Source organism: Pseudomonas shirazensis, from assembly GCF_050496565.1.
Taxonomy (GTDB): domain Bacteria; phylum Pseudomonadota; class Gammaproteobacteria; order Pseudomonadales; family Pseudomonadaceae; genus Aquipseudomonas; species Aquipseudomonas shirazensis_A.
Window position 1 is genome coordinate 39,385 of record NZ_JBNWAE010000017.1, and the last position, 26,771, is coordinate 66,155.

Genomic DNA, 26,771 nt, shown 5'->3' on the forward strand with positions numbered 1-26,771 from the left:
CGCTTGGCCTGATGGCGTAGGGGGCTGCTTTGCAGCCCTTTCGCGACACAAGGCCGCTCCTACGGGGACCGCGTAAGCCTAGGCAGATGCGGTCTCTGTAGGAGCGGCCTTGTGTCGCGAAAGGGGCGCGCAGCGCCCCCCAGCATTCCTAGCTAATGCCTACAAATCGCTAGCTAATGCCTACAAGCGAAAATGCCCAACCATCCCCTTGAGTTGATCGCCCAACTGGGCCAGCTCGACACTGGAACGGGCATTACCCTGCATCGCCAGCGCGGCTTGATCGGCGCTGCCGCGGATCTGGGTGACGCTGCGGCTGATCTCGTCACTGACCGAGCTTTGCTGCTCGGCGGCAGCGGCAATCTGCTGGTTCATCTGCTGGATTTGTGACACCGCCACCGCGATGCTGGCCAGGGCGCTTTCAGTCTGCAAGGTGTCGGCCACTGCCAGGCGTACCAGCTCGGTACTGCCACGGATCTGCGCCACCGACTGCTCGGCATTGCCGCGCAGGCTGGCGACCAGGCGCTCGATATGTTCGGTCGACTGCTGCGTACGTTTGGCCAACGCCCGCACCTCATCCGCCACCACGGCAAAACCGCGGCCCTGCTCGCCCGCCCGCGCGGCCTCGATGGCGGCATTCAGCGCCAGCAGGTTGGTCTGCCCGGCGACGCTCTTGATCACTTCAAGCACATCGCCAATGGTATGAATCTCGGCACTCAAGCTGTCGATGCCGGCGCTGGCCGCTTCTGCTGCCACGGCCAGCTGCTCGATGCGCTGCAGGCTCTGACGCACCACCTGCTGGCCCGAATCGACCTTGCCGTCGGCGACTTCGGCGGCCTGCGCCGCCTGCTCGGCATTGCGCGCGACATCGTGCACGGTAGCGCTCATCTGCTGCATGGCGGTGGCGACCTGCTCGGTCTCCTGCTGCTGGCTGCCGACTTCACGATTGGTCTGTTCGGTGACCGCCGACAACGACTGGGCGCTGCCGGCCAATTGCTCGATACCCTGCTGCAGACCGCTGACAATCCCGCTCAAGCCCGCCGCCATCTGCTGCATCGCCAGCAACAGTTGGCCGACCTCATCGCGGCGCGGCGCCTCGGCCTCGCCGGCCAGGTCACCGGCAGCAATCCGCTGGGCGCGACCGATCACCCGCTGCAACGGGCCGACGATCGCCCGGGTGATCAACCAGGCCGCCAGCATGCCGACCAGCAGCGCCAGCGCCGTAGCGATGACAATCGCCACGCCGTTGCGCTTGAGCTCGCTGTGCATGGCTTGTTCCTGGCTGGCGTAGGCCTGGTCGACGGCGCTGGTGGCCTGGTTGGCGCGCGCCTGCAACTGCGCCTTGATGCCCTGCTCCTGAGCAAGCAGATCGGTGTATTCGTTGAGCTTGTCGGCAAAACTGGCGATATGCCCGGCGACTTCACCGAGCACACCTTGATAGCCGCTGTCGGCAACGGCGCTTCTGAGTTGCTCGACCAGGCTGGCCGCTTCGACGGTCTGGGCGATGCGGCCACTGTTGACCTCTTCGCCTTTGCGGCTTTGCTCAAGGCGCACACGGGCCTCGTCCATCGCCTGCAGCATCAAACGCGAGACCGCTGCCACCTGGGTGGCCTGGTCGAGGAACTCGCTGCCCTGCTGGCCCTGGGATTGTTTCAGGGTATAGGCGCCATCATCAGCCAGGCCGGCCTGGAGTACGTCGAGGTTGTTGGCGACGCTTGAGACCGACCAACTGGCCGTGTCCAGCGCCAGCTCCTTGGCCTGCACCGCCTCGACAAAGGCGTCGAAGGCCTGACCGTAGGCACTCAGGTCTGCTTCGGTGGCGCTCAACTGGGGCACGCCGCGGGCTCGCTCAAGCAGGTCGTGCAGGCCGCTGCGCAGTTTGTCAGCCTCCTCGCTGTCGGAACGCAAGGCAAAACCCTGCTCATGCTGGCGCAGGCGCAGCAGGTCGCTGTTGAACTGAGTCGTCTGCCGCAGGCTGTCGAAGCGCTGGCTGACGCTGTACAGCGAAGCCACGCCAATCGCCGCCACCGCCAAGGTCAGCAACAGCACCAAGGCAAAGCCCAGGCCGAGTTTGCGGGCCATGCCCAGGTTGGCCAGAACACCGTGCTTGCTCGCCGTCATTGCTCATCCCCCCGTTGCGAAGGCCAAGAGTGACAACGCCGCCAGCCCCCTCACAAGGGATTGACGGCACAATAGTGTCAAATAGCTATGTGATGTCGCCCAGAGCATGATCGAGGTCGCCTTTGGCCTCGCCCGCCGCGCGCAGGAACCCCTGGGCGCGCACGTCCTGAGCATAGGCGACATTGATCCGCAGCCAGTCGCTGCTGTGCCCTTGATAGTCGAACGCAGCGCCCGGCGTGAGCAGCACCGAATGCGCCAGCGCCAGGCGCTCGAGGCTGGCAAAATCGTGCCCGGGTGCCCGCACCCAGACGAACATGCCGCCATTGGGCTCGGCGAACACCTGCCAGCCATACTCCTCGAGCTGGGCCAACAGCCTGGCCCTGTGCTGACCCAGCCGCACGCGCAGGCGCTGGTTGCTCTTGCGGTAACTGCCATTGGCCAGCATCTGCGCCAGCACCTGCTCGGCAAAGCGCGAAGTGCCTATGCCGCTGACCATCTTCAACTCAGCCAGGCGCGCGATCAGCGCTGCCTCGGCGACCACGTAGCCGACCCGCAGCGAACTGCTCAAGGTCTTGGAGAAGCTCGCGAGGTAGATCACCCGCTGCTCACTGTCTAGGGTTGCCAGCCGTGTCGCCGGGCCTTCCTGAAAGTCGGCATAGATGTCGTCTTCGATGATCCGCAGGTCATGCTCGCGAGCCAGTTCCAGCAGGCGGTAGGCAACCTTGGGCGTGAGGCTGGTGCCGGTCGGGTTGTGATACAGGCTGTTGATGAACAGGCAGCGCGGCCGGTGTTCGACCAGCAGGCGCTGCAGCGCGTCGAGATCCGGCCCTTGGGCAGTGCGCGGCACGGCGAGCATGTTGACCTGCTGCGCGCGCAGCAGGTTGAACAGGTTGTAGTAACCGGGGCTTTCCACCAGCACTGTATCGCCTGGGCGCAGCAGGGCACGAACCAGCAGGTCGAGCGCCTGACTGGCGCCATGGGTGGTAACGATGCGCTCGGCGCCTGCGGCGATATCCAGCCGCGCCAGACGCTTGTGCAGTTGCTCACGCAGGCTGGCCAGGCCGAGCGGCGGCGCGTAGTCGAACAGGTCGGCCGGGTTGCCGCGGCTGACCTGGCGAATGGCCTGGGCCAGTTCATCTGCGGCGCGCCAGGCCGACGGCAACCAGCCGCAGCCGAGCTTGAGCAGCACCTCCTGGCCTTCATCGAACTGCCGCCACTTGCCATCGACCGTCTCCCCCCACAGCGCGGCATCCTGTTCAGGCAACCCGGCCTTGCGCTCGGCCACGAAAAAGCCGATGCCGTGGCGCGCCTCCAGCCAGCCGCTGGCCACCAGCCGATCGTAGGCCTCGATCACACAGGCGGCACTGGCCCCGTGGGTTTTGGCCAAGGCCCGGATCGACGGCAGCCGCGCGCCTGGACGCAGGCGTTGCTGCTCGATCCAGGCTTGCAGCTGGGTGGTGAGTTGCTGAACCAGCGACACGGCGCTGAGGCGATCGAGGGTGAGGTGCATAGATCAACTGTTCGAGATTTTTATACGAACAGTTAAGCACAAATGACTGCCCGCTGTGCCTTGTTGCACGCCTGGGGCAAGCGCAGCCTGCAGCCAGTACTCGTTCAATCAAGGATCTGCATCAATGCGCGACCGCCATGCCCCCGCCCTGCTCGCCTTCGCCCTGTGCATCATTACCCTTGCAGTCAACCTGCAGGCACCGCTTTATACCGCCTATGCCGACCTCTCCGGGCTGGGCGCGACGGCCACCGCCGTGGCGTTTTCAGCCTATGTGCTGGGCGTGCTGCCGGTGCTGCTGGCACTGGGCGGGCTTGCCGACCGGATTGGCCGGCGGCCGATGATCATCGCTGCGTTGAGCTTGTCGGTCGTGGCCACTCTGCTCGCGCTCTGCCTGCCCAGCCTGTACAGCATTGGCGTTGCGCGGCTGCTGCTGGGTATCGGCACCGGCCTCGCTTCGGCCACCGCCACCGTGTACATGAGCGAACTGTTGCCTGCCGAGCGCAGCAGCAGCGCCGCCAGTTGGGTCACCGCCAGCACCTCGCTGGGCTTTGGCCTGGGCGCTGCGCTGACCAGCCTGTGCCTGCTGCGCGGGCCCAGCCTGAGCCCGGCCAGCTTTTATCTGCATCTGTTGCTGGCAGCACTCGCGCTGGTACTGGTCTGGCGCCTGCCGGAGCCACGCCAGGCTGCACGCGCTCCCATGCTGCGACCGCCTTGCTACCCGCCGGGCAGCCTTGTCTATGGCTGCGCCATTCTGCTCGCCTGGGCCTGCGTCGGGCTGGTCACCGGGCTGCTGCCGGCAGTGCTGCGTCAGCACGAGTTGAGCGCCTGGTCGGGGTTTTCCACGTTCTGCGTGATCAGCTGCGGCGTGCTGTTTCAGCCCTTGGCCAAGCGCCTGCCAAGTGCCACCGCGGTGCAGCTCGGGCTGGCCATCCTGCCCTGCAGCTATGCGCTGCTGGCCTGGGGCGCAGAACGCGGCGCGCTGCTGGCGGTGCTGCTCGGTGCCGTCGCGGCCAGCAGCGCCTGCTACGGCTTTATTTACTTGGGCGGCCTGGCGGCAGTGAATGAACTGGCCACCGAAGAAAAGACCCGCGCCACTGCTGGGTTCTTTCTGTTGGCCTATGTCGGCTTCAGTTTGCCGGTGATCGTGACCGGCTTGATCGGCGACTGGCTGGGGATGCGCATGGCCTTGATGCTGTTCGGCATGGCATTGCTGGCGGGCAGTGTAGCTATCGCCATTGCGCTGGCTCGGCACCAAAGTCTTGGATCCAAAAAAGTGCACAGCGCCTATAGGACAAATCTGAAAGAAATGTGAAAATAGTGTGAATATTTGTAAAACTGACCTATTCAGCAAGGATGCAGCGTGTCACCGGACCCAAGTACCTGGCCAAAAGAGTACCCCTACACCCTCAAGCATCGCCGGACCACGCTGCACTTTCAGACGCCACTGGCAGAGCACACCCGCACGGCCCTTGAACGCTTGGTCGAGCGCGCCCGCGTGCCCGGCGCCAAGCGCATCAGTGCACCGCTGGACTGCGAGCGTAGCCAGCTGTTCGCCAAGCGCGAGCAGCTCGACAGCTTCAAGAAAAAGTGGCGCGTGCAGCGCGGCGCGGCACGCAGTGATGGCAGCTATGACTGGGCCGTCGAAGAAATCATCAATACTCACAACGCCTATCAGCGCGGCGCTCCGGTGCCCGAGCTGGTGGGCTTTGGCTACACCCGCTCCCGGCTTGGGCTGGTGCAGGACCTGTTCGTCATCACCCGCCTGCTCGAGGGCTACAGTGATGGCCTCAGCGTGCTGCAGCAAGACCCCAGCAGCGTCTACCGCGTGCTCGATGCCTCGACCGAACTGATGTTCCACCTGCACAAACAAGGCATCACCCACATGGACCTGTGGGCTGGCAACGTCATGCTCTGCGACGCCCAGAAAGGCGCGCCGGTAGCAATTGACCTGGAAAACAGCTTTTTTGTGCCCAGTGCATTCGCCAGTGAAACCCTCGGCTTCCAGTTTGGCTTTCTCTACCTGCGGGAAATCTACCGTTACATCACCGAGGCCAGGTACGACGCGTGGGTGGACATTGCGCTGAGCGACTTTGCTCCGCAGATTGATAAAGCCGCCTTCCGCAGGGTTTATGAATACGCCAAGCATGAGCACATCGGGCGCCTGGATCGTCGCGAGATTTTCCTCAAGGGGAAGGTAGCCGGCTGCTAAAAGGCTGACAGCCCGCACGCTTGTGCCAACCTTATATCCTTGACCAGGGCGACTGACGGCCATCACCCTGATGGATCACCGCCCATTCGCCCCGCGCACAAGCCTTGCCAGCGGCTGCCCGTACCTCTATCAAAGGCAGTGTCCTTATTCAGTGAGAGCCCCCATGACCCAGACCAACCGCCGCTTCCTGCTCGCCAAACGCCCTGTCGGCGCCGTAACCCGCGAAGACTTCAGCTTTGAGCAAGGGCCTGCCGCTGAGCCTGCCGAGGGTCAGATCCAGGTCCACAACCTGTACCTCTCGCTCGACCCAGCCATGCGCGGCTGGATGAACGAAGGCAAGTCCTACATCCCGCCGGTAGGCCTTGGCCAGGTCATGCGCGCCCTCGGCGTCGGCGAAGTAACCGCCTCCAACCACCCTGATTTCAAGCCCGGCGACCACGTCAGCGGCGCCCTCGGCATCCAGGACTACTTCACCGGCGAGCCGCAGGGCTTGCACAAGATCGACCCCAACCTCGCGCCACTGCCCCGCTACCTGTCGGCACTGGGCATGACCGGCATGACCGCGTACTTCGCCCTACTCGACGTCGGCCAACCGAAAGCAGGCGAAACCGTAGTCATCTCCGGCGCTGCCGGCGCGGTTGGCAGCATCGCCGGGCAGATCGCCAAGCTCAAAGGCTGCCGTGTAGTCGGCATCGCTGGCGGTAAGGACAAGTGCCAATACCTGCAGGATGAGCTCGGATTTGACGGAGTCATCGACTACAAGGCCGAAGACGTGCTGGCCGGCCTCAAGCGTGAATGTCCTAAAGGCGTGGACGTGTACTTCGACAACGTCGGCGGTGACATCCTCGATGCGGTGCTCAGCCGCCTCAACTTCAAGGCCCGTGTGGTCATCTGCGGCGCTATCAGCCAGTACAACAACAAGGAAGCGGTCAAAGGCCCGGCCAACTACCTGTCGTTGTTGGTCAATCGTGCGCGGATGGAAGGCTTTGTGGTCATGGACCATGCCAAGGAGTATGGCAAGGCCGCCCAGGAGATCGCCGGCTGGATGGCCAGCGGCAAGCTCAAGAGCAAGGAGCATGTGGTGGAGGGGCTGGAGACGTTCCCGGAAACCCTGCTCAAGCTGTTCAACGGTGAGAACTTTGGCAAGTTGATGTTGAAGGTGTGATCTAGGGGATAGGGGATGGCGAGCGAAGCCGTTTTTTGCGTTAGCGCCATCCCTTTCAGGGTTTTCTGGATTTGCACTTGTCGTTGGGTCCTCGGGGGCGCTACGCACCCCTTTCGCGACACAAGGCCGCTCCTACAGGGACCACGTAAGGCTGGAAGACGCGGCCGTTGTAGGAGCGGCCTTGCCGGGGCGCCGGACCGGTCGGAAAGGGGTGCGCAGCGCCCCCAACATTGCTGGCCAGGATCAGGGTCAGCAAGCCCCCAGCCAAGAAAAGGATAAGCCCTACCCCGCCATCAACTGCTGGCGCACATGCTCAGCGCCGAACGAGTGCGGCTTTAACCCACCCTTGCGAAAAACCATCGAATGCGCTTGCTCGACAGTGATCTTTGGGATCACCGAAGCCGGGATGCGTGACGCGGCAGACAGGTTGAACACGGCAAAACGCTCGTCTACCACACGCTCGGCCATCAGCTTGAGCGACGGCAATACCCGCCCTTCATAGTGCTGATCAAGCCCACAGGGCGACTTGGCAGAATCGGCTGTTTCATAGAAGCGTCCAGCGGCCTGGTTCAAGTCCACCCCGACCAGGAATACCCTGCTGAAGCCCAGATGATAAGCGAGCTGCAATGCCGCATAAGCCACTGTGCGCGCATCGAAAAAGCCTTCACTGAGGTCTTTGCTGAAACCGATCGAGCGTGCACGCGCATTCCAGGCAAAACGAGGACGCACGCACGCGGACTGGCCTTGCGACATCGACTGCTTCAGGGAAAAGCCCGCAGCCTTGTGCAGCGGATACACTTTGGCAGCGCAGGTCCCGGCCACCTCGGCGATCTGCTCCGACCACAAGGCTACATGCTCGCTGCTGCTCAACGCCCGGGCGAAAAGCTCAGGCTGCTGCTTGGGGAAGCTGGTGTCGGTGCAGATATAGAAGAACGGCTTGATCGCCCTGTCGGCGAACATCGAGATGGCGCCGTTCATGGTGATTACCGGCACACCGGCGAAGCGCTCCAGCGGGAAGTCCTTGGCGGAGCTGCCAGAGGCCATGATGATGACCGAGCCCTTGGCACTGTTGTGTACATCGGCAAAATCACCAATGACTGGATGCAAAGGTTCGGAAATGCCTGAACTGACCACCAACGTTTATGCCTCAATACAATTGTTCAGACAATTCTGACAAAAAAATCGGCGTTTGGTTCAGGTTTCGTTCAGAGTTCCCCCGAGATCATGAAATTATTCTCACGTCCCGGGGTGCGGATTGGGCGGGTATTCAGCTACGGATCTCGGCAACAACGGCAGCCAGCGCCTGGGCTGGATCGGCAGCCTGACTGATCGGACGCCCGACAACCAGATAATCCGAACCTGCATCCAGGGCCTGACGTGGAGTAAGAATGCGCCGTTGATCATCCAGCGCGCTGCCGGCTGGACGAATGCCGGGCGTGACCAACTGCAGCGACGGATGTGCAGCTTTGAGCGCAGTGGCCTCCAGCGCCGAGCAGACCAAACCATCCATGCCGGCTTTTTCGGCCAACCCTGCCAGTCGCAGGACCTGCTCCTGCGGCTCGATATCCAGGCCAACGCCTGCAAGGTCTTCGCGCTCCATGCTGGTCAGCACGGTTACACCAATCAACAGCGGTTGCGCACCGCTGCGCTTGTCCAGCACTTCACGACAGGCTGCCATCATGCGCAGGCCACCCGAGCAGTGCACATTTACCATCCACACACCCATTTCGGCTGCGGCTTTGACTGCCATGGCCGTAGTATTGGGAATGTCATGAAACTTGAGATCAAGAAAGACCTCGAAACCCTTCGCGCGCAACGTCTCGACAATGCCCGAGGCGCTACTGGTGAACAGCTCCTTGCCTACTTTGACCCGGCACAGTGCAGGGTCCAGTTGGTCGGCCAACTGCAAAGCAGCTTCACGGGTAGGAAAATCCAGGGCGACGATCAGGGGCGTCTGGCAAGCGGGCATTGGCAGGGTCTCATGGCAGGTCTTGAACGGCGCGCATTGTAAACCAAGTCAGGCGCGCTTTGCAGGCCGCAGATCAGCAGGATCAGGACAGCCCAGGGAGAGCTACAATGGAACCAATGGGCATGGCGTCAGCTCGTAATGGGTACCAGCGAAGCTATTAACTGCCCGTAGGAGAACAAGATGCCTTGGTATGCCTGGTTGATATTGGTCGTAGCCATTGGCTCGATCGTTGGCGGGTTGATGATGCTGCGCGATACCGCGAAAAAGCTGCCATTGACTGAAGAGCAACTGCGCAAAGTGCATGCGCGTAACGCCGAGATGGATGCCAAGGAGTCAAAGGATTTATGAGCGATTGATGGCCGGCTTCACGCCGGCCATCGATAACGCTTTATTCCAGCGTGAGTTTTTCGCGGTTGCGCTCCAGCAATGCGCTGCCAATACCCTTGACTTCCAGAATCTCATCTAGTGAATGAAACGGCCCGTGGGCATCGCGATAAGCGATGATCGCTTGCGCCTTTGCCTGGCCTATACCGTTTAGTTCGCGCTGCAGCGTCACAGCGTCGGCGGTATTGATATTGGTTTGAACAGGCTGCCCGGCAGCAGGGGCAACAATTGGGACAGGTTCAGCCTGATTGCTTGGAGCAGCGGTTACTGAAAATGAGAGACCTGCGAACAGCGGGAGCAGCAGATAGGAAATCAGGGTATTGCGCATAGTGGACACTCCTGTCGAGTTGGTCGTTTTCAAGCAGCGTTCCTTGGCTGCCCACAAACGATAATCAACAGATAGGAAGCGCAAAACCCAGATTTTCTTTCCAGACGTTACACCAACAAATCGAAACTCATATGGATCAGCGCTGCGATAGGGATTAATACTGCTCGTCTGTAGGAGTCTTCGACATGACGACTCCTTGCCTGCTCCCTCAGCAAGGGTGTATCGGCTGTGCGCTGAGATTCGGCCGCCCTACCTGTTGAGGCGCTGCTGCAGGTAGACCCAATCGACGATGTCACCCTCTGGCATGTAGCCGTTGACCAATTCCCTCAGCAGCTGCCGAACACGCGCGTAATCGTCATCTGCCACAGCCTTGAACAACCATCCCAACCGTTCACGCAACACGTCCCAAGGCAGATAATCCTCATTGGCAGCCATGATCATCGGGTGAGCGGTAGGCGATACGTCGTGCCCGATCAACAACTCTTCAAAGAGTTTTTCACCTGGCCGCAGGCCACTGAACTCGATGGCGATATCACCGTGGGGGTTAGCCGAGTTACGCACGCTGAAGCCTGACAGATGAATCATTTTTTCTGCCAACTCGAAGATTTTTACCGGCTCGCCCATATCCAGTACAAAGACGTCGCCACCCTGCCCCATCGCCCCGGCCTGTACAACCAACTGCGCCGCTTCGGGAATGGTCATGAAATAGCGAGTGATCTTCGGATGAGTAACAGTCAATGGGCCGCCGGATTTGATCTGCTGATGAAACAGGGGGATAACCGAGCCCGATGACCCAAGCACATTACCGAACCGCACCATGGTGAAGCGGGTCTTGTTGACACGTGAAATCTTGTCACTGTCGCCGTACATGACGGGCGCGGCCTCTTGGCTCAGCCCCTGCAGAATAAGCTCGGACAGCCTTTTGGTGCTGCCCATGACATTGGTCGGCCTTACCGCTTTGTCAGTGGATATCAGCACAAAGTTGGGCACGCCAGATTGCAGTGCGGCTTGCGCAGTGCACAGCGTGCCATAGACGTTGTTGAGAATACCCTCAGCAATGTTGTGTTCGACCATCGGCACATGCTTGTAGGCGGCGGCATGGTATACGGTATCCACTCGCCAAGTGCTCATCACATCAGCCAGATGCTGTTGATTACGCACCGAACCCAGGATCGGCAGCAGCTGCACCGCAAGGGACTCACGCCTGACGCACTGCTCAAGCTCTGTGAGAATGCTGTACAGGTTAAATTCACTGTGGTCGAACAGCAGCAGGGTCTTGGGGCCCAGCCTGATAATTTGCCGACACAGTTCAGAGCCGATGGAACCGCCCGCCCCGGTTACCAGCACGGTCTGTTTCTTGTTGCAGCGCCAGAGCAACTCTTCTTGAGCTGGCACCGCATCGCGCCCCAGCAGATCGGCGATGTCTACATCCTGAATGTCGTCGACCTTGACCCTGCCGCTTGCCAGGTCAGCGAACGCCGGAACACTGCGCACGTGCATGGGATAGGGTTCAAGCAGGGCAAGAATTTCCTTACGCCTGGCGCGAGAAGCCGATGGCAGTGCAAGCAGGATTTCCTGAGCCCCGGTTTCCTTGACCATCTGTTGCAGATGCTTGGGCTTGTAAACCTGCAACCCAGCAATTATCCGGTTGGCCAGGTCGCTGTCATCGTCGATGAAGGCCACTGGGCGCATGGTACGGCCCATGCGTAGTGCAGCAAGCAGCTGATTGCCAGCGGTACCGGCACCGTAAATAGCAACCTTGACCTGGCCGTCGTCGCGATTGGTGAACGGGATCTGCTGGGCACCTGAGAACCAGTCGCCGAGGAAGTACTGACGCATGATCAAGCGCAGGCCACCGATGATGACCATGCTCAACCACCAGTAGTTGAAGATGATCGAGCGCGGCACAACGACCTTGTGGCTGCTGTACCAGTACACCACGACCGCCAGAATCAAGGCTGACAGGGTAACCGCCTTGATGATGGTAATCAGCGCATCATTGCCGAAGTAGCGCATTACTGCTCGGTACATGCCGAAGCGGATAAACAGAGGTATGGCCACAACCGGCGCAGCCAGGAAAAGCCAGCTGTGCTCAAGGATAGGGTTGTACATCTCATCGATGCCGAGCCGCACTATGAACGAAAGCCACAAAGCCAGCCAGATCAGCACGACGTCGGTGCACACCTGGATCAGACGTTTTTTGCGCCGGGACAGATTCACCAGGTAGCGGCGCACGCCGCCCTTGCTTGTATGGTTCATCAGGCCCTCCTCAGCGCCACAGTCCCTCGGTTACCTGACCGGCTGGCGTTACCAACGCTTGCGCACCTGATCATATTATTCCCGTGCGCCAGCACGATACTTGATCGCCAGCACTATAAGAGGCACGTAAGCGACCAGCGTTCCCAACGCCCCGTCGATTTTCATGACGACTACTACGAGAGCGACCGGCAACAGCCAGCACAGATTTATCAACGCCACTGCCAGACTTACCGCTCGGTGGCTGCCATGCTGGCGGGACGCGTACTGATAAGCGTGGCTGCGATGGGCCTCGTAGACCTTATCGCCACGCAGCAGCCGCCTTCCCAACGTGAAGGTGGCATCCACCACGAACACACCCGAAAGTATTAACCAGCCCCAGAAGAATAGCGGGTTTAACCAACCTGCCTGCAGTGCCAGCAAACCGATGATCAGACCGAGAAAGCCACTGCCAGCGTCGCCCATGAAAATCCGCGCGGGAGGGAAGTTCCAGAACAGGAAGCCAGCCACCGTGACGGCCAGCAGAAGCGGCAGCCAACTCGCCCAGGCCTGCCCTGTTATCAAGTAAAGCAGGCATCCGCCCAGGCAAACGCAAATGGCTTCAATGCTCGCAATAGCATCGATACCGTCCATGAAGTTATAGAGATTGAGCAACCAGACCAGATAAAGCAGCCCGATAATGGTCATCAACCCCGCCAGTTCAAGTGGCAGCCCGAAAATCAGCAGCGGTGGCATGCCGCCAAACCAGTACAACCCCCACCCCGCAGCCATGAAGTGCCCAAGCAGGCGCCAGCGAGCGGCGATGTGACCGTGATCGTCCATGAAGCCGATCAACGCAACCAGGCTACCAGCACCTACTACGCCGGTGACCAACTCGGTATCGACCGCGCCGGCCCAACCGAGGCACAACGCCCCTGCCAGGAAGGCAACGACAAAGGCCAGACCACCACCGCGCGGGGTAGGCAAGGTGTGAGAGCTACGGGAATTGGGAATATCCAACAGACTGCGCGACAGCGCATAACGGCGCAGCGCTGCAGTCATCAGCAACGAAGCGGCGGCAGCCGCGAACATCAACCACATCATTGGTGATCATCCAGCAAGGATCGAGCGGCCTTTCCCAGGCCTTGACTCAGTGTAACGGGGGGGGTCCAACCAAGTAGCTGGCGGTTTTTGGTGATATCCACCTGCAATGAACCCAGCAGACGCTGAGCAAGATCTCGCCGACGGAACATCACTGCGGCCAGCCTCAGCATAGTTGCCGGCACCGGAATCAGCCTGGCCGGTCGCCCTAGCGCCCGCCCCAGTGCCCTCAATAGCTGGGTCAAAGATACGTCTTCGCCATCACTGACCAGGAAGATCTGATTGGCAGCGCGCTGATGATCAATGCAGGTCACGATCAAGTCGAGCAGATTATCCAGCGCGACCAGGCTGCGCCGGTTATCGATGGCGCCCAGTGGCAACGGCAGTCCGCGCCGAACCCAGTGCATCATGCTGTGGAAGTTGGCTTTGACGCCAGGCCCATATACCAGCACCGGGCGAATCACCACCACTTGCATGCCGGTGGCAGACGCTAGCTCGAACAGGCCTTGCTCAGCCTCATACTTGGAGACCCCATAAGGATCCAGTGGTGCCGGAACGTCATCGGCAGTCAACGCCTGACCGGGCCGGCTAGACTCGCCATTTACTTTGATTGAACTGATGAAGATGAACCGCCGCACGCCCGCTGCAGCGGCTTGTCTTGCCAGGTTGAGGGTACCTTGGACATTGACCCGGCGAAATTCGTCAAGGCTGTTGTCGGCAGTTTCATTCATCACATGCACACGTGCTGCTGCGTGTATCACCGCATCAACCCCGGTCAGGGCAGCCCCCCAGGCCGTTTCGCTGCTCAGCTCCCCGACCGTAAACGGCTTCACGCCCGCAACCCGTGCGGCGCTGCTGCTACGCAACGCCGCGTGAACGTCAAATACACCGGCATCAAGCAAGCTGCGGCAAAGTGCACTACCCACGAAGCCAGTGGCACCGGTGACCAGGATCGCCCGCCTACCCATGGACGCACACCCGATGACGGCGGCACACCACCCTGGGCGAACTCAACAAAGGGATGAGTTGCTGCAGCACAGAATCAAATGGCGAAGCTATACAACCGCTCACCTAGCGTTCTACCCAGAGGCACAATGGCTTGCCATGCATCGTTGTCTAACGCCCGTGTGATTTAGTCAGCGGCCAAGTATACAGACGTTAGGTCGTTGACTCGACTCAGAAAAATCCCGTGAGCGGGCGTTAGAAGGCACGGTCAACCCGCTTCAGCGCACCTGCGATGCCCCGGCCCCCGTCACGGCACGCGCCTGACCCGTAGCCTCGCCTTCCCCCTGCGCGGCACCGCCAGGCAGGGTGGTCTCGGGCACCGGGCTCAACCAGACATTGACGCTGTCGACGCTTTGCTGATTCAACTCACCTGCCCAGCGATTGAGCAGGAACAGGTTGGTGATGAAGTCATACTGCGACTTGAGCAAGTCACGGCGGGTCTTGAACTCGTTCTGCACCGCAGTCAGCACATCCACCGCGTTGACCACGCCATAGGTGAACGCCTTTTGCGCAGCGACACTGGATTTCTGCGCAGAGGACAAGGCATTGCGATTGGCGCGGATCTTCTCGACGCTGGACTGAGCAGTGAGATACGCCGTGGTGGTTTCACGCACCACCTGGCGACGAATGCCCTCCATTTGCACTTCAGCGGCCAGCTGCTCGTCGTACAGCCCGCGCACCCTCGCGGAAGTAGACCCGCCGCTATAAAGCGGGATTTTTACACCCAGCGTCGCGACATAGCTGTCACTGCGGGGTGCCTGGGTGTTGTCATAACCCTGGTCACTTTGCTGCGCATTCAGACTGAGCGACAGCTGCGGATAGTGCTCACCCTTGCCCTCACGCACGGCTGCATTCGCAGCCTCGGCGCCACTCTGGGAGGCCTTCAGCATCGGATTGGTTTCAACCGCCTGGGTAATCCAGCTCTGCAGTGGGCGCGTCGACGCCTGCAACTGCACATCATTACGCACCCGGCTCAGCGGCTCGCTGATCGGCCGTCCGACGATTTCGGCCAAGGCCTCGCGACTGACCTGGACCTGGTTACGCGCGTCAACCTCCTGCGCTGCGAGAGAGTCGACCCGCGCTTGCATATCGAGCTTGTCGGTGATCTTGGCCATCTGCCGGTCGAACATCATGCTGACACGATCAAGGTTCTTTTGCGTGGCGCGGCGTTCGGCCTGAACCAGCGCCAGTTCATCGTCAGCAGCCAAGGCAACGAAGTAGCGCTTGGCCAGGTCGACGGTCGCTTCGGCCAAGGTATCTTCCGCCTGCTGACCCTTCTGGTCCTTGACACTCTTGGACTTCTGATAACGCTCCCACGCAGGCTTGTTGTACAAGTACTGAGTCAAGCTGAGCGAGTAGTTTTCGTTGTTGTAGATGTCGCGCGTGTTTTCATTCTTGCGCAACACACGGCTGGTATTGGCATTGGCCGACACTTGCGGCAACAAGCCACCGAGGGCTTCGCGCTGTTGCTCAGCGGCAGAACGCGCACGGGCATAGGCCGCCAGCACACGGGGATCTTCCAGGCGGGCCTCGCGATAGAGACCTGCAAGGTCAAGCGCGTAACTGGAGGCTGCAACTTGCCGGGGAACTTCACCCTGGGGTTGCGCCGCCAGCGCCTGGCTGGCGGCCATGCACATCAAAACACCGGGTAGCAAACGCACAATCATTCCTCGATCAGCGATTCAGCGAACATGTTGCGCGCTGGTTTCAGGAGGTACTGCAACATGGTGCGCTCACCTGCGTTGATCAGGACGTCAGCCGGCATACCGGGTTGCAGTTTGCGATTGCCGAGTTTTTTCATGCCGTCTTCAGATACCTTGACCCGCACCAGATAGTACTGATCGCCGGTGCGCTCTTCGGTCAGGCTGTCGGCGGAGACGCGGATCAACGTGCCTTCGATTACCGGAGTAGTCGCTTGGTTGAAGGCGACGAAGCGGATATCTGCTGTCCTGCCAAGCTCAAGGCGGTCGATATCCTTGGTTGCAACCTTGGCTTCGACGACCAGCTCGGAACTTGCTGGAACGATGTCCAGTAGCGGAGTGGCAGCACTTACAACGCCACCGATGGTGTGAACCTTCATGTCCAGCACCATGCCGCTCTCCGGGGCACGGATGACTACCCGCGACAAACGATCACGCAGCGCCGCTTCCCGCTCCTGAAGATCGAACACCTGAGCCTGGACTTCAGAAAGCTCATTGGCCACATCCGAGTCGAACTTCTTCTTCAATTGCACGATCTGCAGTTCGGTCTCACCGATCTGCAGCTTGGTCTTGGTGATACTCGACTGATGATCAGCCACCTCGGTCCTGAGCAGGTCGAGCTTGCGCTCCTGCTCGAGCAAACGCTGATTGTCGACGAAACCCTCGGCCAGCAATTCTTTCAACTGCTTGATTTCACCCGTATAGGACTTCTCCAGGTTGCGCTTGGTGCGGATCATGTCGTCGAGGCCGGCAATCTGCTGCTTCATCTGCTCGATGCGCTCGCGATTGACTGATATCTCACCCATCAGCGAGTCATGCCGAGCCTTGAATACCTGCAGCTCTCCGGCCAACGCCTCTCTGGCCCGCTCGGAATCGGTGCCATCCATGGTGACTGCCGGGATCTCCTCGAGGCCATCGCGCTCGGCACGCAGGCGCGCTTCCTTGTAGCGACCTACGATCAGCTGGTTGCGGGTGGATTCATACTCGGCGCTCAACTGGGCTTCATCGAGCACGATCAGCGGGTCGCCTTTCTGTACCAGATCGCCATCGCGAGCGAGCAGCTCCTTGACGATGCCGCCTTCCAGATGCTGCACAGTCTTGCGGTAGTTCTGCACGGTTACCACACCGGAACCGTGTACCGCATTGCTCAGTGGGGCGAATGCAGCCCAGGTGCCGAAGACGCCGAAGGTGATCACGATGATGGTGATGCCGATACGGCGAATACCGCGATCGGAGGTGGGCATGTCGTCGAAGTTGTGGTCGAACGTGGTGATCGCTTTACTGCTCATCTGGAAATCCCTTCACACGCCGGGGCTGGTGGTGGTAACCGGCCCTGCGGCGGCCGTCGCTGGTGGCGCTGATTTTGGAGCGGCAGGACCCGCCGCCGGAGGCTGCGCTGCATCGGGCTGAGCGACACGCTGCTGACCCTTGGCCTGCTGAGCCGCCAGCTCGGCAATGACTCGGTCGCGCTCGCCGTACAACGAAATGGTGCCGCCCGACATCACCAGCACGCGATCCAGACGACTGAGGATGTTGGGCCGGTGCGAGACGATAAATACCGTCGCGCCGGTTTCCTTGAGTTTCTGCAGCGCCACACCCAGGGCGCGCTCGCCGACATCGTCAAGATTCGAGTTGGGCTCGTCGAGCACGATCAGTCGCGGGTTACCGTAGATGGCTCGGGCCAGTCCGATACGTTGCCGCTGGCCGCCCGAGAGGTTGATGCCATCCGAACCAATCACGGTGTCATAGCCGTCAGGCAGCATCAGGATCATTTCGTGGACGCCGGCCATCTGTGCGGCCTGCACAACCTTGTCAGGGTCAACCTTGTCGAATCGAGCGATATTTTCGCTGATGCTGCCTTCGAACAGTTCGATGTCCTGCGGCAGGTAGCCGACATAAGGACCCAGCGCGTGCTTGTCCCAGCTATGGATGTCGGCGCCATCCAGACGCACTACGCCATGCTGCGGCGGCCAGATACCCATGATTGCCCGCACCAGCGTGGACTTGCCTGCCGCACTTGGGCCAACGATACCGACGATGGAACCTGCGGGCGCCACGAAGCTGATATTGCGGATAACCGGCGCTTTCGCGCCTGGGGGTGCAACAACCAGATTTTCCACCTGGATGTGCCCTTCCGGCGCGGGCAGTGGCATGCGCTCCGGCTCTTTGTTGAGGTCATCCATGACCTTGCTCAGGCGATCGTATTGAACCTTGGCAGCGACGAAACCCTTCCAGCTGCCGATCATCTGGTCGATAGGTGCCAGGGCACGCCCCAACAGCAGAGAGCCCGCCATCAGCAGCCCGGGATTGATTTCGTGGGTGACTACCAGGTAGGCGCCGATACCCAGCATGATCGACTGTGACCAGGTGCGGAAGGTCTTCGAGATGGTGGTGACGATACCGCCTTTGTCACTTGCCTCGGACTGCAGCAGCATGATTCGCCGCTGACGTTTGGCCCAGCGATTCATCAGTGTCTCGAGCATGCCCATCGACTCGATGACTTCGGCGTTGCGCAAGGTCTTGGTCGTCACCATGTTGGAGGCGACGTTTTCCTTGTTGGCGTTGGCCAGGGCGTTGGCAGTCAAGCGGTGGTTAATGAAGGCCAGGACGGTCAGAACCGCCCCGCATGCCAGGGTCATGTAGCCGAACCAGGGGTGGAAGAGGAACATGACCAAGGTGTAGATAGGGAACCAGGGCGCATCGAAAAAAGCGAACAGCCCGTTGCCGGTGAAAAACTGGCGCAGCGCAGTGAGGTCATTCAGCGATTGCGCGGTAGCGTCGCCGCCACCACTGTTCAGTGCTCGTTTGAAGCTGGCGCGGTATACATCGCGACTGAGCATCACGTCGAGCCGGTTGCTGATGCGCACCATCACCCGCGATCGCACCCACTCAAGGGAGCCCATGGTTGCCAACAACAACGTCAGAATCACGGTCAGCATCAGCAAGGTCGAGGTACTGCTCGAAGGCACCACACGTCCAGAGATCTGGATCATGTAGAACGTTGGCACGAGCATCAGCGTGTTGACGAAGAAGCTGAAGAAACCGACCGAAAGGAAGCTGCTCTTACAGGCTTTGAGGGCGGCTTGCAGGTTGTTTTCGGATAGTGAACTCATGGTATCCATACTGGGGAGGCAAAAAAACGGCAAGCAGTGTAACACTCGATTAGGGGGGCAGCGTGCCTGATTCCCCGTGGCACCGCTTGACGAGCCGATGAAGCGTTTTATTTATGAAAAAATAATGACCAGCGTCAACAAACGAGCATAAGCGAACTTTCAGGATCAACTTAGATATCACAAGGCCAGCAGCGAGAGTGTTCAGCGACCAACGGCACTAAGCCTGGTTGCGCACAACAGGCCTTGAGACGCCCCAGCCAAAGCATTGACGCACGCTCATCTTAACGCTGCAAGCATCTGAAAAATATAATGAATTTCGATGCTGACATAGAGTCATAGGAGCGCCTGCATCGCACTCGGTCCGACCCTGCGATCATTGAGCCAGACATTTAGTTCAGAAAAAAAATGAAAATTATTTTACATGAGTGAGTTGACAACATTTTCACATCCCTGCATCTTCGTCCCTCGCATGGAGCGTCCGCTGTCCGTTCCAGGTGTATGCACGGGTTTGAGCAAGTTAGCTGCCAGTGTTTTTGTTTAAAAGGAGCTTAACAACGCCATGTCCTCGCCTTCACAGCCGCTAGATGGCCTGAAAATCAGCTCGAGAGTCACGCTGCTCGAGCCGGGCATGTACATCTTCCGGTACGCCTCTCAGCCCCCCGCCGACAAGCCAGTGTGCATCGCTTTGCAGCAAGCGCCACTCGGTAAGGGCTCGATCGATTTCTTCCCCGCCGAGGGTGTCAGCAAGAACATGCTGAACAATCTTGGCGACACCATCGTTGCGCGCGTCAAGGGCGGCGTGACCACGGTTCTGATCACCGAATATCACATGTTCGACGACGTGATCGACCCCGTTGACCTGCGCATAGACCGCATCGATAACTCCCCTGCCATCATGCGTACATTTGCCGTGGTCGCCACCAGCGATCCGGAACTGGCGCTGGAAGCCAGCACTGCGCCCATGGCACTGGAGCTCACTGCACACCTGCAACATGCCGGCGAAGTCGTCTCGAGCGAAGGCTGGGTAGGCGCCCCTGACAGCGAAGAATTCATCGAAGCGTTCGCCATTGGTTGGCCAGACAAACCAGCGGGGGTAGACCTGCTTTACACCTGCATGGTGGCCGGCTCCGGCCCCAGCCGCAACGTCTCGACCGGCACTTTCGTCGGCATTCGCGGCGAGGGCCTGCCACTGATCTGCGCCGGCTTCAGCCTGGTCGGGCCGCAGCGCAAACATTACGAACTTTCCGGTCATATCGTTTTCGGCAACGCCGAACCACAACGGTTGATCGCCAATCAGATGATGCATGGCCCCACTGGCAACGAGCCACTGGTGGCGCTGCATATTGCCATAACTCCCGTCACGAAGATGAACGCTGCCCGCTCTAAGTCTCCGTGGGAAAACTCTGCTTACCAGCAGAACATAAGTATCGCAAGCCAATTGGCTTGAAGTCGTAGGAATCGATCATGCAATACGATAGCCCCGTTTCGTCTACCGAGTTTCAGTCCTTCCTGACAGCTACCACGCTGACTGACAGCACTGTCAACGCCATCAGCTCGCTGCTGGGCTTGGACGTTGAAGGCGCAACCGTCAACGTTGCAAGCTTCGACGGCGTGAACCTGGAGCTGCCAGCTGGCGGCGCAGTAGATGTTGTTACTGGCGAAATCGCTGGTGTTGCAACCGACCTGGTGACCCTGGACCTGTCCGAAGCTGAAGCTGCTGGCGCTCGTGCTTACATCCTGGAAAGCGATGCAAGCCTGAACGTTACCCTGCAAGGCCAATCGGGCGCTGCCCCTGCTGCCTTCGCTGCTCTGGCTGCCGACATCGCTGTCAGCGCTGACGCCAACGCCGAAATCGGCCTGGTTGTCACCACCGGCAACGGCAACGACGTGATCACCGTTAACGGCGACCAAAACACCTACATCGACGGCGGCGACGGCAACGACACCATCGTTACCGGCAACGGCAACAACACCGTTATCGCTGGCGCTGGCAACAACAACGTCAAAACCGGTTCGGGCAACGACACTGTCGTCCTGAGCGGCGTCAACCACACTGACATCGTCGACACTGGCGCTGGCTACGACGTGGTTCAACTGGACGGTTCGCGTGCTGACTACGAGTTCGCTACCAACTCCAACTTCAACGTTACTCTGACCGGTAGCCAAACCGCTTCGATCTCGAACGCTGAGTTCCTGACCTTCGTTGACGGCGACACCGTTGAGACCGTTGCACTGGCTCACAGCGAAGCTGAAGCTTCTGCCCTGCGTCTGTACCAAGGTATCCTGGGCCGCGATGCGGACCTGCAAGGTGCCAAGGACTTCGTAGGCGCTGTTAACGGTGGCACTTCGCTGACCGACATCGCCAACCTGTTCCTGAACTCGTCCGAAGTCACCAGCGTTGTCAACGCTGCCGACATCAACGACCTGTACCAAGCTCTGCTGGGTCGTGACGCTGACGCCGAAGGCGCTGCAGATTGGGCTGGCCTGCTGGCCAATGGCGGTTCGCTGACCGACATCGCTGCTGCGATCGCAGTTTCGCAAGAAGCTATCGCTGCCGATGCGTCCAACGGCGACTTCGTACGCGACCTGTACGAAAACGTCCTGGGCCGTGAAGCTGAAGAAGAAGGCCTGAACGCTTGGGTCGGTCAGCTGTTCAACGGTGCAAGCCGTTCCGAAGTGGCTTCCGCCATTGTTGGTTCCGCTGAAGCTCAGACCAAGTCCGATGCAGACTTCATCGAAGGCCTGTACCAGACCGCTCTGGGTCGCGACTCCGACGCAACTGGCAAGGCTGCTTGGCTGGGCCTGCTGGCCAACGGCGGCACTCATGCCGATGTTGCCCTGGGCATCGTTGGTTCGCCAGAAGCTGTTGACCACATCGACAACGTCGTTGTGCTGCACGGCCAGGTGTAACTAGCCCTGTCGTAGCGATGCGTATGCCCGGCCGCAAGGTCGGGTATATGCGAAAAGGGGCGACTTCCGGGTCGCCCCTCTTTTTTATTTTCACTCAAGCCAAGTTTATGTCCAGACACCTCGACCATGGGCGAGAAACGCTCATGGGCATGTTCCACCGCCATCGCCTAGCCAACGAGCAGAGCCTCGCGGCTGCTGCGCTCGAGCGTGCCATGCAGACCGCCGAGTACCGGCCGGAAGCCTTGGTGTGGAAAGGCATTGCGGCACTCCCGCAAACGCCTGACCTGGCTTTTATTTATTTTGCCAATGCAGCCCAGGCGCTGCCCGACCGTGCCGACATCCATGCACTGGTTGGCCGCAGCCTATTGGCGCAAGGCCACTTCGAACTCGCTACCCGCTACCTGACGACAGCCTGGAAAACCCAGCCTAATGACCTGGCGCTGCGCATGACGCTATGGCAGGCCCGCAGTCAGTCAGAGTCTCCCGCCGAGCTGCGCCGGATGATCCTTGCGCATTTGCCAGAAATCCATACAGCGCAGGAGCTCACACAAGTGCTCAAGCTGCTGGCCGCGCAAACCGACGCCCCGGGCAGGATTGGGGTGGTGCGCTACATCCCTGAACAACGCGTGATCCAGGGCTGGGCCATCGACCTGCACCATCTGCAGGCCCCCGTTGCACTTCGACTCGACGCCAACGGCGTCAGTGTCGACACCCACGCCAGCGCACCGCACCCCTTGCTCAGCGCTGCCGGCCTGCCGACGACCCATGGCGGCTTGCGCGTGAACGTACCCAATCCGACTGCGGCAGTTCATCTGCACTTTGCTGATGGCACACCGCTGCTGGGCAGCCCGGTGTTTGCCATGCCTGCGTTTGTGCCGCCACCCGCATCGAGCGGGGGTGGTGAAAAGCACCCAGTGGACGTACTGATACCGGTCTACGCTGGCCTCGATGAGACGCTGGAATGCATCCACAGCGCGCTCGAGGCACGCAAGCTCAATCGCACTGCGCACCGCGTGGTCGTTGTCGAGGACGCCACTCCCCTGCCGGCCCTCGCCAAGGCGTTGAGGGTACTCGCGAGCAAAGGCAAGATCACGCTGGTAAACAATGCGGTGAATCTGGGCTTCATTCGCAGCATGAACCGCGCCATGGCGTTGAGCCCGAACAAGGATGTGGTGTGGCTGAATGCCGACACCCGGGTGCACGGCAACTGGCTTGATCGTCTGCGCAAGGTGGCCTACAGCGATATCAGCGTCGCCTCGGTGACGCCGTTCACCAACAATGGCGAGCTGATGAGCTTCCCCCAGAGCAGGGTCAGCCACCCCATGCCCAGCGCCACCGAGCAGGCGCAGCTGGACGACCTCGCCCGGCAGACCGACAGCCCGCCGGTAGAAATCGAGACCGGCTGCGGGTTTTGCCTGTACATCAAGCGCAGCGCGCTGGATCAGGTGGGTTATCTGGACGAAGTGCACCTGGCGCGCGGCTACGGCGAAGAAACCGACTGGTGCCTGCGTGCGCGCAGTCTCGGTTGGCGTCATATGGGCGCGGCGAATGTGTTTGTCGCGCATCAGGGCGGGATTTCATTCGGCGCCGAAAAAACACTGCGCGTGGCACACAACAACGCCATCCTGCGCAAGCGTTACCCCGACGCGTCTGCTCGCTACAACGCATTTTGCCTTCGCGACCCGATAAAACCGGCTCGCGAGCAATTGCAGCGAGCCCGTGTAGCCAATCTGGCAGGCCTAAGCACGACTGCGCAAAAAGCATTTTGGAGCCAGCAGACCAGCCAAACCCTTTATGTAAGTGGCGGCGATACACATAGCGAATCGGTATTCAGCCTCGCATGGCGCCACGAGCATCACCGCGTCTGGGCCACGCTACAGGCGCCCATGCGGCCGCTGGCGCTGAGCCTGGACTTCGAGCTGCCGGGGCAGTACGAGCAATTGGTTGAGACGTTGCAGGTGCTGCCCATTCGCGACATTCAATATGAGCAGCTGACCCGCTGCCCTGCTGAGCTGTGCGAGCTGCCTTCCCTGCTCGGACTGCCCTACCGGATCATCTGCCAGGACAACCGGCTCCTCAGTCAGGACGCTACCTTCGACTGGCAGCGCTTTGCCAACGCAGCAACTGCCATCCAACTCCCTTGGCACGCGTTGCAGGCGGGCTACGCTAGTGGACTTCCAGAAGCATCCTTGCTGCCTCCCACCCATGCCCCTGCATCCGTAGCGGACTCTGTAGCGGCTGCAACCCACCAGCAGGTGTTGCTGATCGGCGACAGCCTTAGCCGGCCAGCCCTCGCCCAGCGCTGGCTAAGCCTGGCCAGACAGGCCATTCGTGAACAATTACCGCTGGTACTGTTAGCCAAGGATGATGGGCCTTGGCTCAAGGCTCTACAGGCGACCGGTGTCGTTCACCGGCTTCCGCTGCTGCACGATTTCAGTCTGGCCGAGCGCGCTCGCGCTGCGGGCTGCGGCGCCGTGCTAAGCCTCGATGATGCACCAGGCGCCGACTGGATCGCTCCAATGCTCGCCAAGACTCTGGCTGTGCCACTGTTTGCCAACCCAGGCGCGGTGGCGACCGAAGCCGGTGCGAGCGCTTTGACTTCTTTACCCTTTTCAGTGAGCCAGGCCTGATGACTCAAGATCTCTTGGAAAAGCCCCAGGCGGGCCAACACCCAGTACTGCCCTGCACGCATGCCGGTGTCATCCTTGGCCTGCAAGGGGATGTGTTACATGGCTGGGCGATGAACACGGCACAACCAGAACAACGACTGATTGTGGAAGTGATCATCGATGGCGCACCGGTCGCGCTCGCCCGTGCAGACCAGTATGAGCCTTTGGCCCCCATGGGTGACCAGTTCCACGGGTTTACCGTGCAACTGCGGCAGAGTTGGTTGGATGAAGCAGCGGTGATTACGGTGCGGATTGCCAATGATGGTTTCGAGCTCGACTGCAACGTGCTGCTCCCGGCGGGCCCGCCAGATTCGAGCCATGCAATCGCGGCACAGGTTTGGCACACGGGTGGACTTCGACTCAGTGGCTGGTGCTGGGACCCACAGTCACCCAGGCGGCATGTGGAAGTCACAGTCAGCGAGGGCAATGTGGTCATCGCTAGCGCGACATGTAACTCGCACAATCAAGCACTGGCATATCGCGCGACGAGCGATCATGGTTTCTCCATTGACCTTCCCTGGGAGCTGGCTGATGGAATGGTACACAAGCTGGAATTGACCGATGATCGAGGTCAGCAACTTGCTGGGAGCCCCATTAGTGTTTGCTGCTGGCCTGAAGGTGTTACAGGCCTGCTGCAGAAGTTGGAAGTTGAACCAGACCCTGCGCTCATTTCGCTGCTGACAGATGTCGCAAATGAACATACGGTTCTGTTGCCCAAAAGTGCCGGCTGGAACCTGTACCCGAGCTGGTTTGAAGCATTTCAGCGCTTGGACAGTTTGCCGGCGGTGGAACTGCGGGGTAAGGTTGGAGTGGTCCTGATAAGCGACGGGAATCGCGCACAAGAACAGCTAACGCTGGACAGCCTGGGCGAAGACCGGGCCTTGGTACATGAGATTGCCATCACGCCTGCTGAAGACTTAATGCCTGCTGTGGATAAGTTGCTGGCAGCAGGCTGCGATTTTATATTGCCCTTAATTGCCGGCGATCGTCTTGCCCCATCGGCACTTGGTCATCTGTGCGCACTGCTCGACGGCAATAATGCGTGGGCATATGGTGACTGCGACCACGACAGCCCCACAGGCGAGCGGACACATCCCTGGCTGAAGCCGATATGGGATATCGACTTGTTTATCGGGGCCGATATATTCACGCCGGGGGCCATCTTCAGCGCTCCATTCATCGCCCAGGCACTGAGCCTTCTCCCGGATCGAGTAACACGTTCTGCCGTGAATTGGCATGACCTGACTGCAGCAATTGCACTGGCGACAGAGCAAAACAAAGCATCCGTGGCCCACTTACCCCGCGTGCTTTATCATCGCTCAGCTTGCGCTCCGGAAAGCCCCGAGCAAGGGGAACCTTCGGCGCATCGTAGGCGCGCGGTGGAATGGTTATGTGAGTCGCTAGCGACTGGCACAACTGTTAGTTCTGTTGAGCATTATCCAGCGCTTTTGCGGCCACTCTGGCCACTGCCGCAGCAACTACCGCGCGTGAGCTTGATTGTTCCTACGCGCGACCAATTCAGGTTGCTGCATACCTGTGTTGAAGGTTTATTAAACGAGACCGATTACCCCGACCTGGAAGTCATTGTCGTCGACAATCAGTCGAGTGACCCGCAGACCCTTGCGTATTTCGAGGATCTCAAGAAGCGAGGTGTTGCGGTGGTCTCCCACCCCCACCCGTTCAATTACTCGACAATCAATAATGTTGGTGTAAGCCACGCGACGGGCGACCTGATTGGTCTGGTCAATAATGATATCGAGATCGTTGAAGGCGGATGGCTAAAGGAGATGGTTTCGCATGCGCTGCGCCCAGATGTCGGTGTGGTCGGTGCTAAATTATTGTGGCCCAACCATATGGTCCAGCATGCAGGCGTGGTCGTCGGCATCAACGGGCTGGCGGCGCACACTGGCAACCTACTCAACGACCAAGACCCGGGCTACCTCGCGTTCAACCATCTTACCCGAGAGCAGAGTGCGGTCACTGCAGCCTGCCTGTTGATCTCTAAATCCCTGTTCCAGGCAGTCCAAGGACTCGACGAGTTGGCATTCCCAGTGGCATTCAATGACGTCGATCTTTGCCTGAAGGTGAAAGCCGCGGGCAAGCGCATAATCTGGTCCTCCAAGGCCAAACTCATTCATGCAGAGTCGGCCAGCCGTGGCAAAGATCTAACGCCGGAAAAAAAGGCGCGCGCGCTGCGAGAGCAGAAAAACTTTATAGAACGCTGGGTTTCGACCCAAGGCGGTGATCCTCACTATCACCCAAGCCTCTCGCTGGATTATCTGAGCGGCGCCTATGGAGGGTTGGCTCTTCCTCCAAGACCCCCGGTAACGCGCTAAGACAACGTCTATATCCATT

General features: G+C 60.0%; 19 protein-coding genes and 1 pseudogene. 8 read left to right on the forward strand and 12 right to left on the reverse strand.

Going from position 1 to position 26,771, the window contains the following annotated elements:
- Positions 1 to 180: 180 nt before the first annotated feature.
- The 3 genes and pseudogenes from ACQZ2L_RS21115 to ACQZ2L_RS21125 form a co-directional block, all read right to left on the reverse strand.
- Positions 181 to 1,053: a methyl-accepting chemotaxis protein gene (locus tag ACQZ2L_RS21115; RefSeq protein WP_430327746.1), complete on the reverse strand. Its 873-nt coding sequence runs from the start codon at positions 1,051 to 1,053 to the stop codon at positions 181 to 183.
- Positions 1,042 to 2,118 (reverse strand): annotated as a pseudogene (locus ACQZ2L_RS21120) (HAMP domain-containing protein); the annotation flags it as partial. The pseudogene ACQZ2L_RS21120 and the gene ACQZ2L_RS21115, both read right to left, overlap by 12 nt.
- A gap of 85 nt (positions 2,119 to 2,203) precedes the next feature.
- A complete protein-coding gene (locus ACQZ2L_RS21125; RefSeq protein WP_430327703.1) occupies positions 2,204 to 3,628 on the reverse strand; it encodes a PLP-dependent aminotransferase family protein in 1,425 nt (474 codons plus the stop codon).
- 124 nt (positions 3,629 to 3,752) lie between these two features.
- Here ACQZ2L_RS21125 and ACQZ2L_RS21130 point away from each other — a divergent pair, with 124 nt between their 5' ends.
- The 3 genes from ACQZ2L_RS21130 to ACQZ2L_RS21140 all read left to right on the forward strand — a co-directional run bounded on the left by ACQZ2L_RS21130 (position 3,753) and on the right by ACQZ2L_RS21140 (position 7,002).
- Positions 3,753 to 4,940: an MFS transporter gene (locus ACQZ2L_RS21130; RefSeq protein WP_430327704.1), complete on the forward strand. Its 1,188-nt coding sequence runs from the start codon at positions 3,753 to 3,755 to the stop codon at positions 4,938 to 4,940.
- Positions 4,941 to 4,988: 48 nt separating this feature from the next.
- A complete protein-coding gene (locus ACQZ2L_RS21135; protein ID WP_430327705.1) occupies positions 4,989 to 5,837 on the forward strand; it encodes a lipopolysaccharide kinase InaA family protein in 849 nt (282 codons plus the stop codon).
- A gap of 163 nt (positions 5,838 to 6,000) precedes the next feature.
- A complete protein-coding gene (locus ACQZ2L_RS21140; RefSeq protein ID WP_430327706.1) occupies positions 6,001 to 7,002 on the forward strand; it encodes an NADP-dependent oxidoreductase in 1,002 nt (333 codons plus the stop codon).
- Positions 7,003 to 7,284: 282 nt separating this feature from the next.
- Here the strand turns inward: ACQZ2L_RS21140 and ACQZ2L_RS21145 are convergent, their stop codons facing one another.
- Complete coding sequence (locus tag ACQZ2L_RS21145; protein WP_430327707.1) at positions 7,285 to 8,109, reverse strand: lipopolysaccharide biosynthesis protein; 825 nt, start codon at positions 8,107 to 8,109, stop codon at positions 7,285 to 7,287.
- A gap of 160 nt (positions 8,110 to 8,269) precedes the next feature.
- Positions 8,270 to 8,971: an orotidine-5'-phosphate decarboxylase gene (pyrF, locus tag ACQZ2L_RS21150; RefSeq protein WP_430327708.1), complete on the reverse strand. Its 702-nt coding sequence runs from the start codon at positions 8,969 to 8,971 to the stop codon at positions 8,270 to 8,272.
- A gap of 180 nt (positions 8,972 to 9,151) precedes the next feature.
- On the opposite strand from pyrF, the gene ACQZ2L_RS21155 reads away from it, so the two are divergent.
- Complete coding sequence (locus ACQZ2L_RS21155) at positions 9,152 to 9,319, forward strand: DUF2897 family protein (RefSeq protein ID WP_430327709.1); 168 nt, start codon at positions 9,152 to 9,154, stop codon at positions 9,317 to 9,319.
- Positions 9,320 to 9,359: 40 nt separating this feature from the next.
- Here the strand turns inward: ACQZ2L_RS21155 and ACQZ2L_RS21160 are convergent, their stop codons facing one another.
- From ACQZ2L_RS21160 to ACQZ2L_RS21190, 7 genes are all read right to left on the reverse strand, one after another.
- On the reverse strand, positions 9,360 to 9,683 hold the full coding sequence (locus ACQZ2L_RS21160) for a ComEA family DNA-binding protein (protein ID WP_430327710.1): 324 nt from the start codon (positions 9,681 to 9,683) through the stop codon (positions 9,360 to 9,362).
- Positions 9,684 to 9,932: 249 nt separating this feature from the next.
- Positions 9,933 to 11,942 carry a polysaccharide biosynthesis protein gene (locus ACQZ2L_RS21165; RefSeq protein ID WP_430327711.1) on the reverse strand — a complete coding sequence of 670 codons (2,010 nt, stop codon included), beginning with the start codon at positions 11,940 to 11,942 and terminating at the stop codon, positions 9,933 to 9,935.
- Between the two features lie 75 nt (positions 11,943 to 12,017).
- A complete protein-coding gene (locus tag ACQZ2L_RS21170; protein WP_430327712.1) occupies positions 12,018 to 12,980 on the reverse strand; it encodes an MraY family glycosyltransferase in 963 nt (320 codons plus the stop codon).
- Between the two features lie 38 nt (positions 12,981 to 13,018).
- Positions 13,019 to 13,987 carry a UDP-glucose 4-epimerase family protein gene (locus ACQZ2L_RS21175; protein WP_430327713.1) on the reverse strand — a complete coding sequence of 323 codons (969 nt, stop codon included), beginning with the start codon at positions 13,985 to 13,987 and terminating at the stop codon, positions 13,019 to 13,021.
- 255 nt (positions 13,988 to 14,242) lie between these two features.
- Positions 14,243 to 15,691 carry a TolC family outer membrane protein gene (locus tag ACQZ2L_RS21180; RefSeq protein WP_430327714.1) on the reverse strand — a complete coding sequence of 483 codons (1,449 nt, stop codon included), beginning with the start codon at positions 15,689 to 15,691 and terminating at the stop codon, positions 14,243 to 14,245.
- Complete coding sequence (locus ACQZ2L_RS21185) at positions 15,688 to 17,013, reverse strand: HlyD family type I secretion periplasmic adaptor subunit (RefSeq protein WP_430327715.1); 1,326 nt, start codon at positions 17,011 to 17,013, stop codon at positions 15,688 to 15,690. Before ACQZ2L_RS21185 ends, ACQZ2L_RS21180 begins: the two co-directional genes overlap by 4 nt.
- A 12-nt stretch (positions 17,014 to 17,025) precedes the next feature.
- Entirely contained in the window at positions 17,026 to 18,837 is a 1,812-nt protein-coding gene (locus ACQZ2L_RS21190) for a type I secretion system permease/ATPase (protein WP_430327716.1), read from the reverse strand.
- A gap of 628 nt (positions 18,838 to 19,465) precedes the next feature.
- On the opposite strand from ACQZ2L_RS21190, the gene ACQZ2L_RS21195 reads away from it, so the two are divergent.
- The 4 genes from ACQZ2L_RS21195 (at position 19,466) to ACQZ2L_RS21210 (ending at position 26,752) form a co-directional block, all read left to right on the forward strand.
- Positions 19,466 to 20,284, forward strand: a complete 819-nt coding sequence (locus tag ACQZ2L_RS21195; protein ID WP_430327747.1) for a hypothetical protein — start codon at positions 19,466 to 19,468, stop codon at positions 20,282 to 20,284.
- 17 nt (positions 20,285 to 20,301) lie between these two features.
- Positions 20,302 to 21,747, forward strand: coding sequence for a DUF4214 domain-containing protein (locus ACQZ2L_RS21200; protein ID WP_430327717.1), 1,446 nt, complete (start codon positions 20,302 to 20,304; stop codon positions 21,745 to 21,747).
- A gap of 143 nt (positions 21,748 to 21,890) precedes the next feature.
- Entirely contained in the window at positions 21,891 to 24,377 is a 2,487-nt protein-coding gene (locus ACQZ2L_RS21205) for a glycosyltransferase (RefSeq protein WP_430327748.1), read from the forward strand.
- Positions 24,377 to 26,752 (forward strand): glycosyltransferase family 2 protein, encoded by a 2,376-nt coding sequence (locus tag ACQZ2L_RS21210; RefSeq protein ID WP_430327718.1) that lies wholly within the window; start codon positions 24,377 to 24,379, stop codon positions 26,750 to 26,752. Before ACQZ2L_RS21205 ends, ACQZ2L_RS21210 begins: the two co-directional genes overlap by 1 nt.
- Positions 26,753 to 26,771 lie beyond the last annotated feature (19 nt).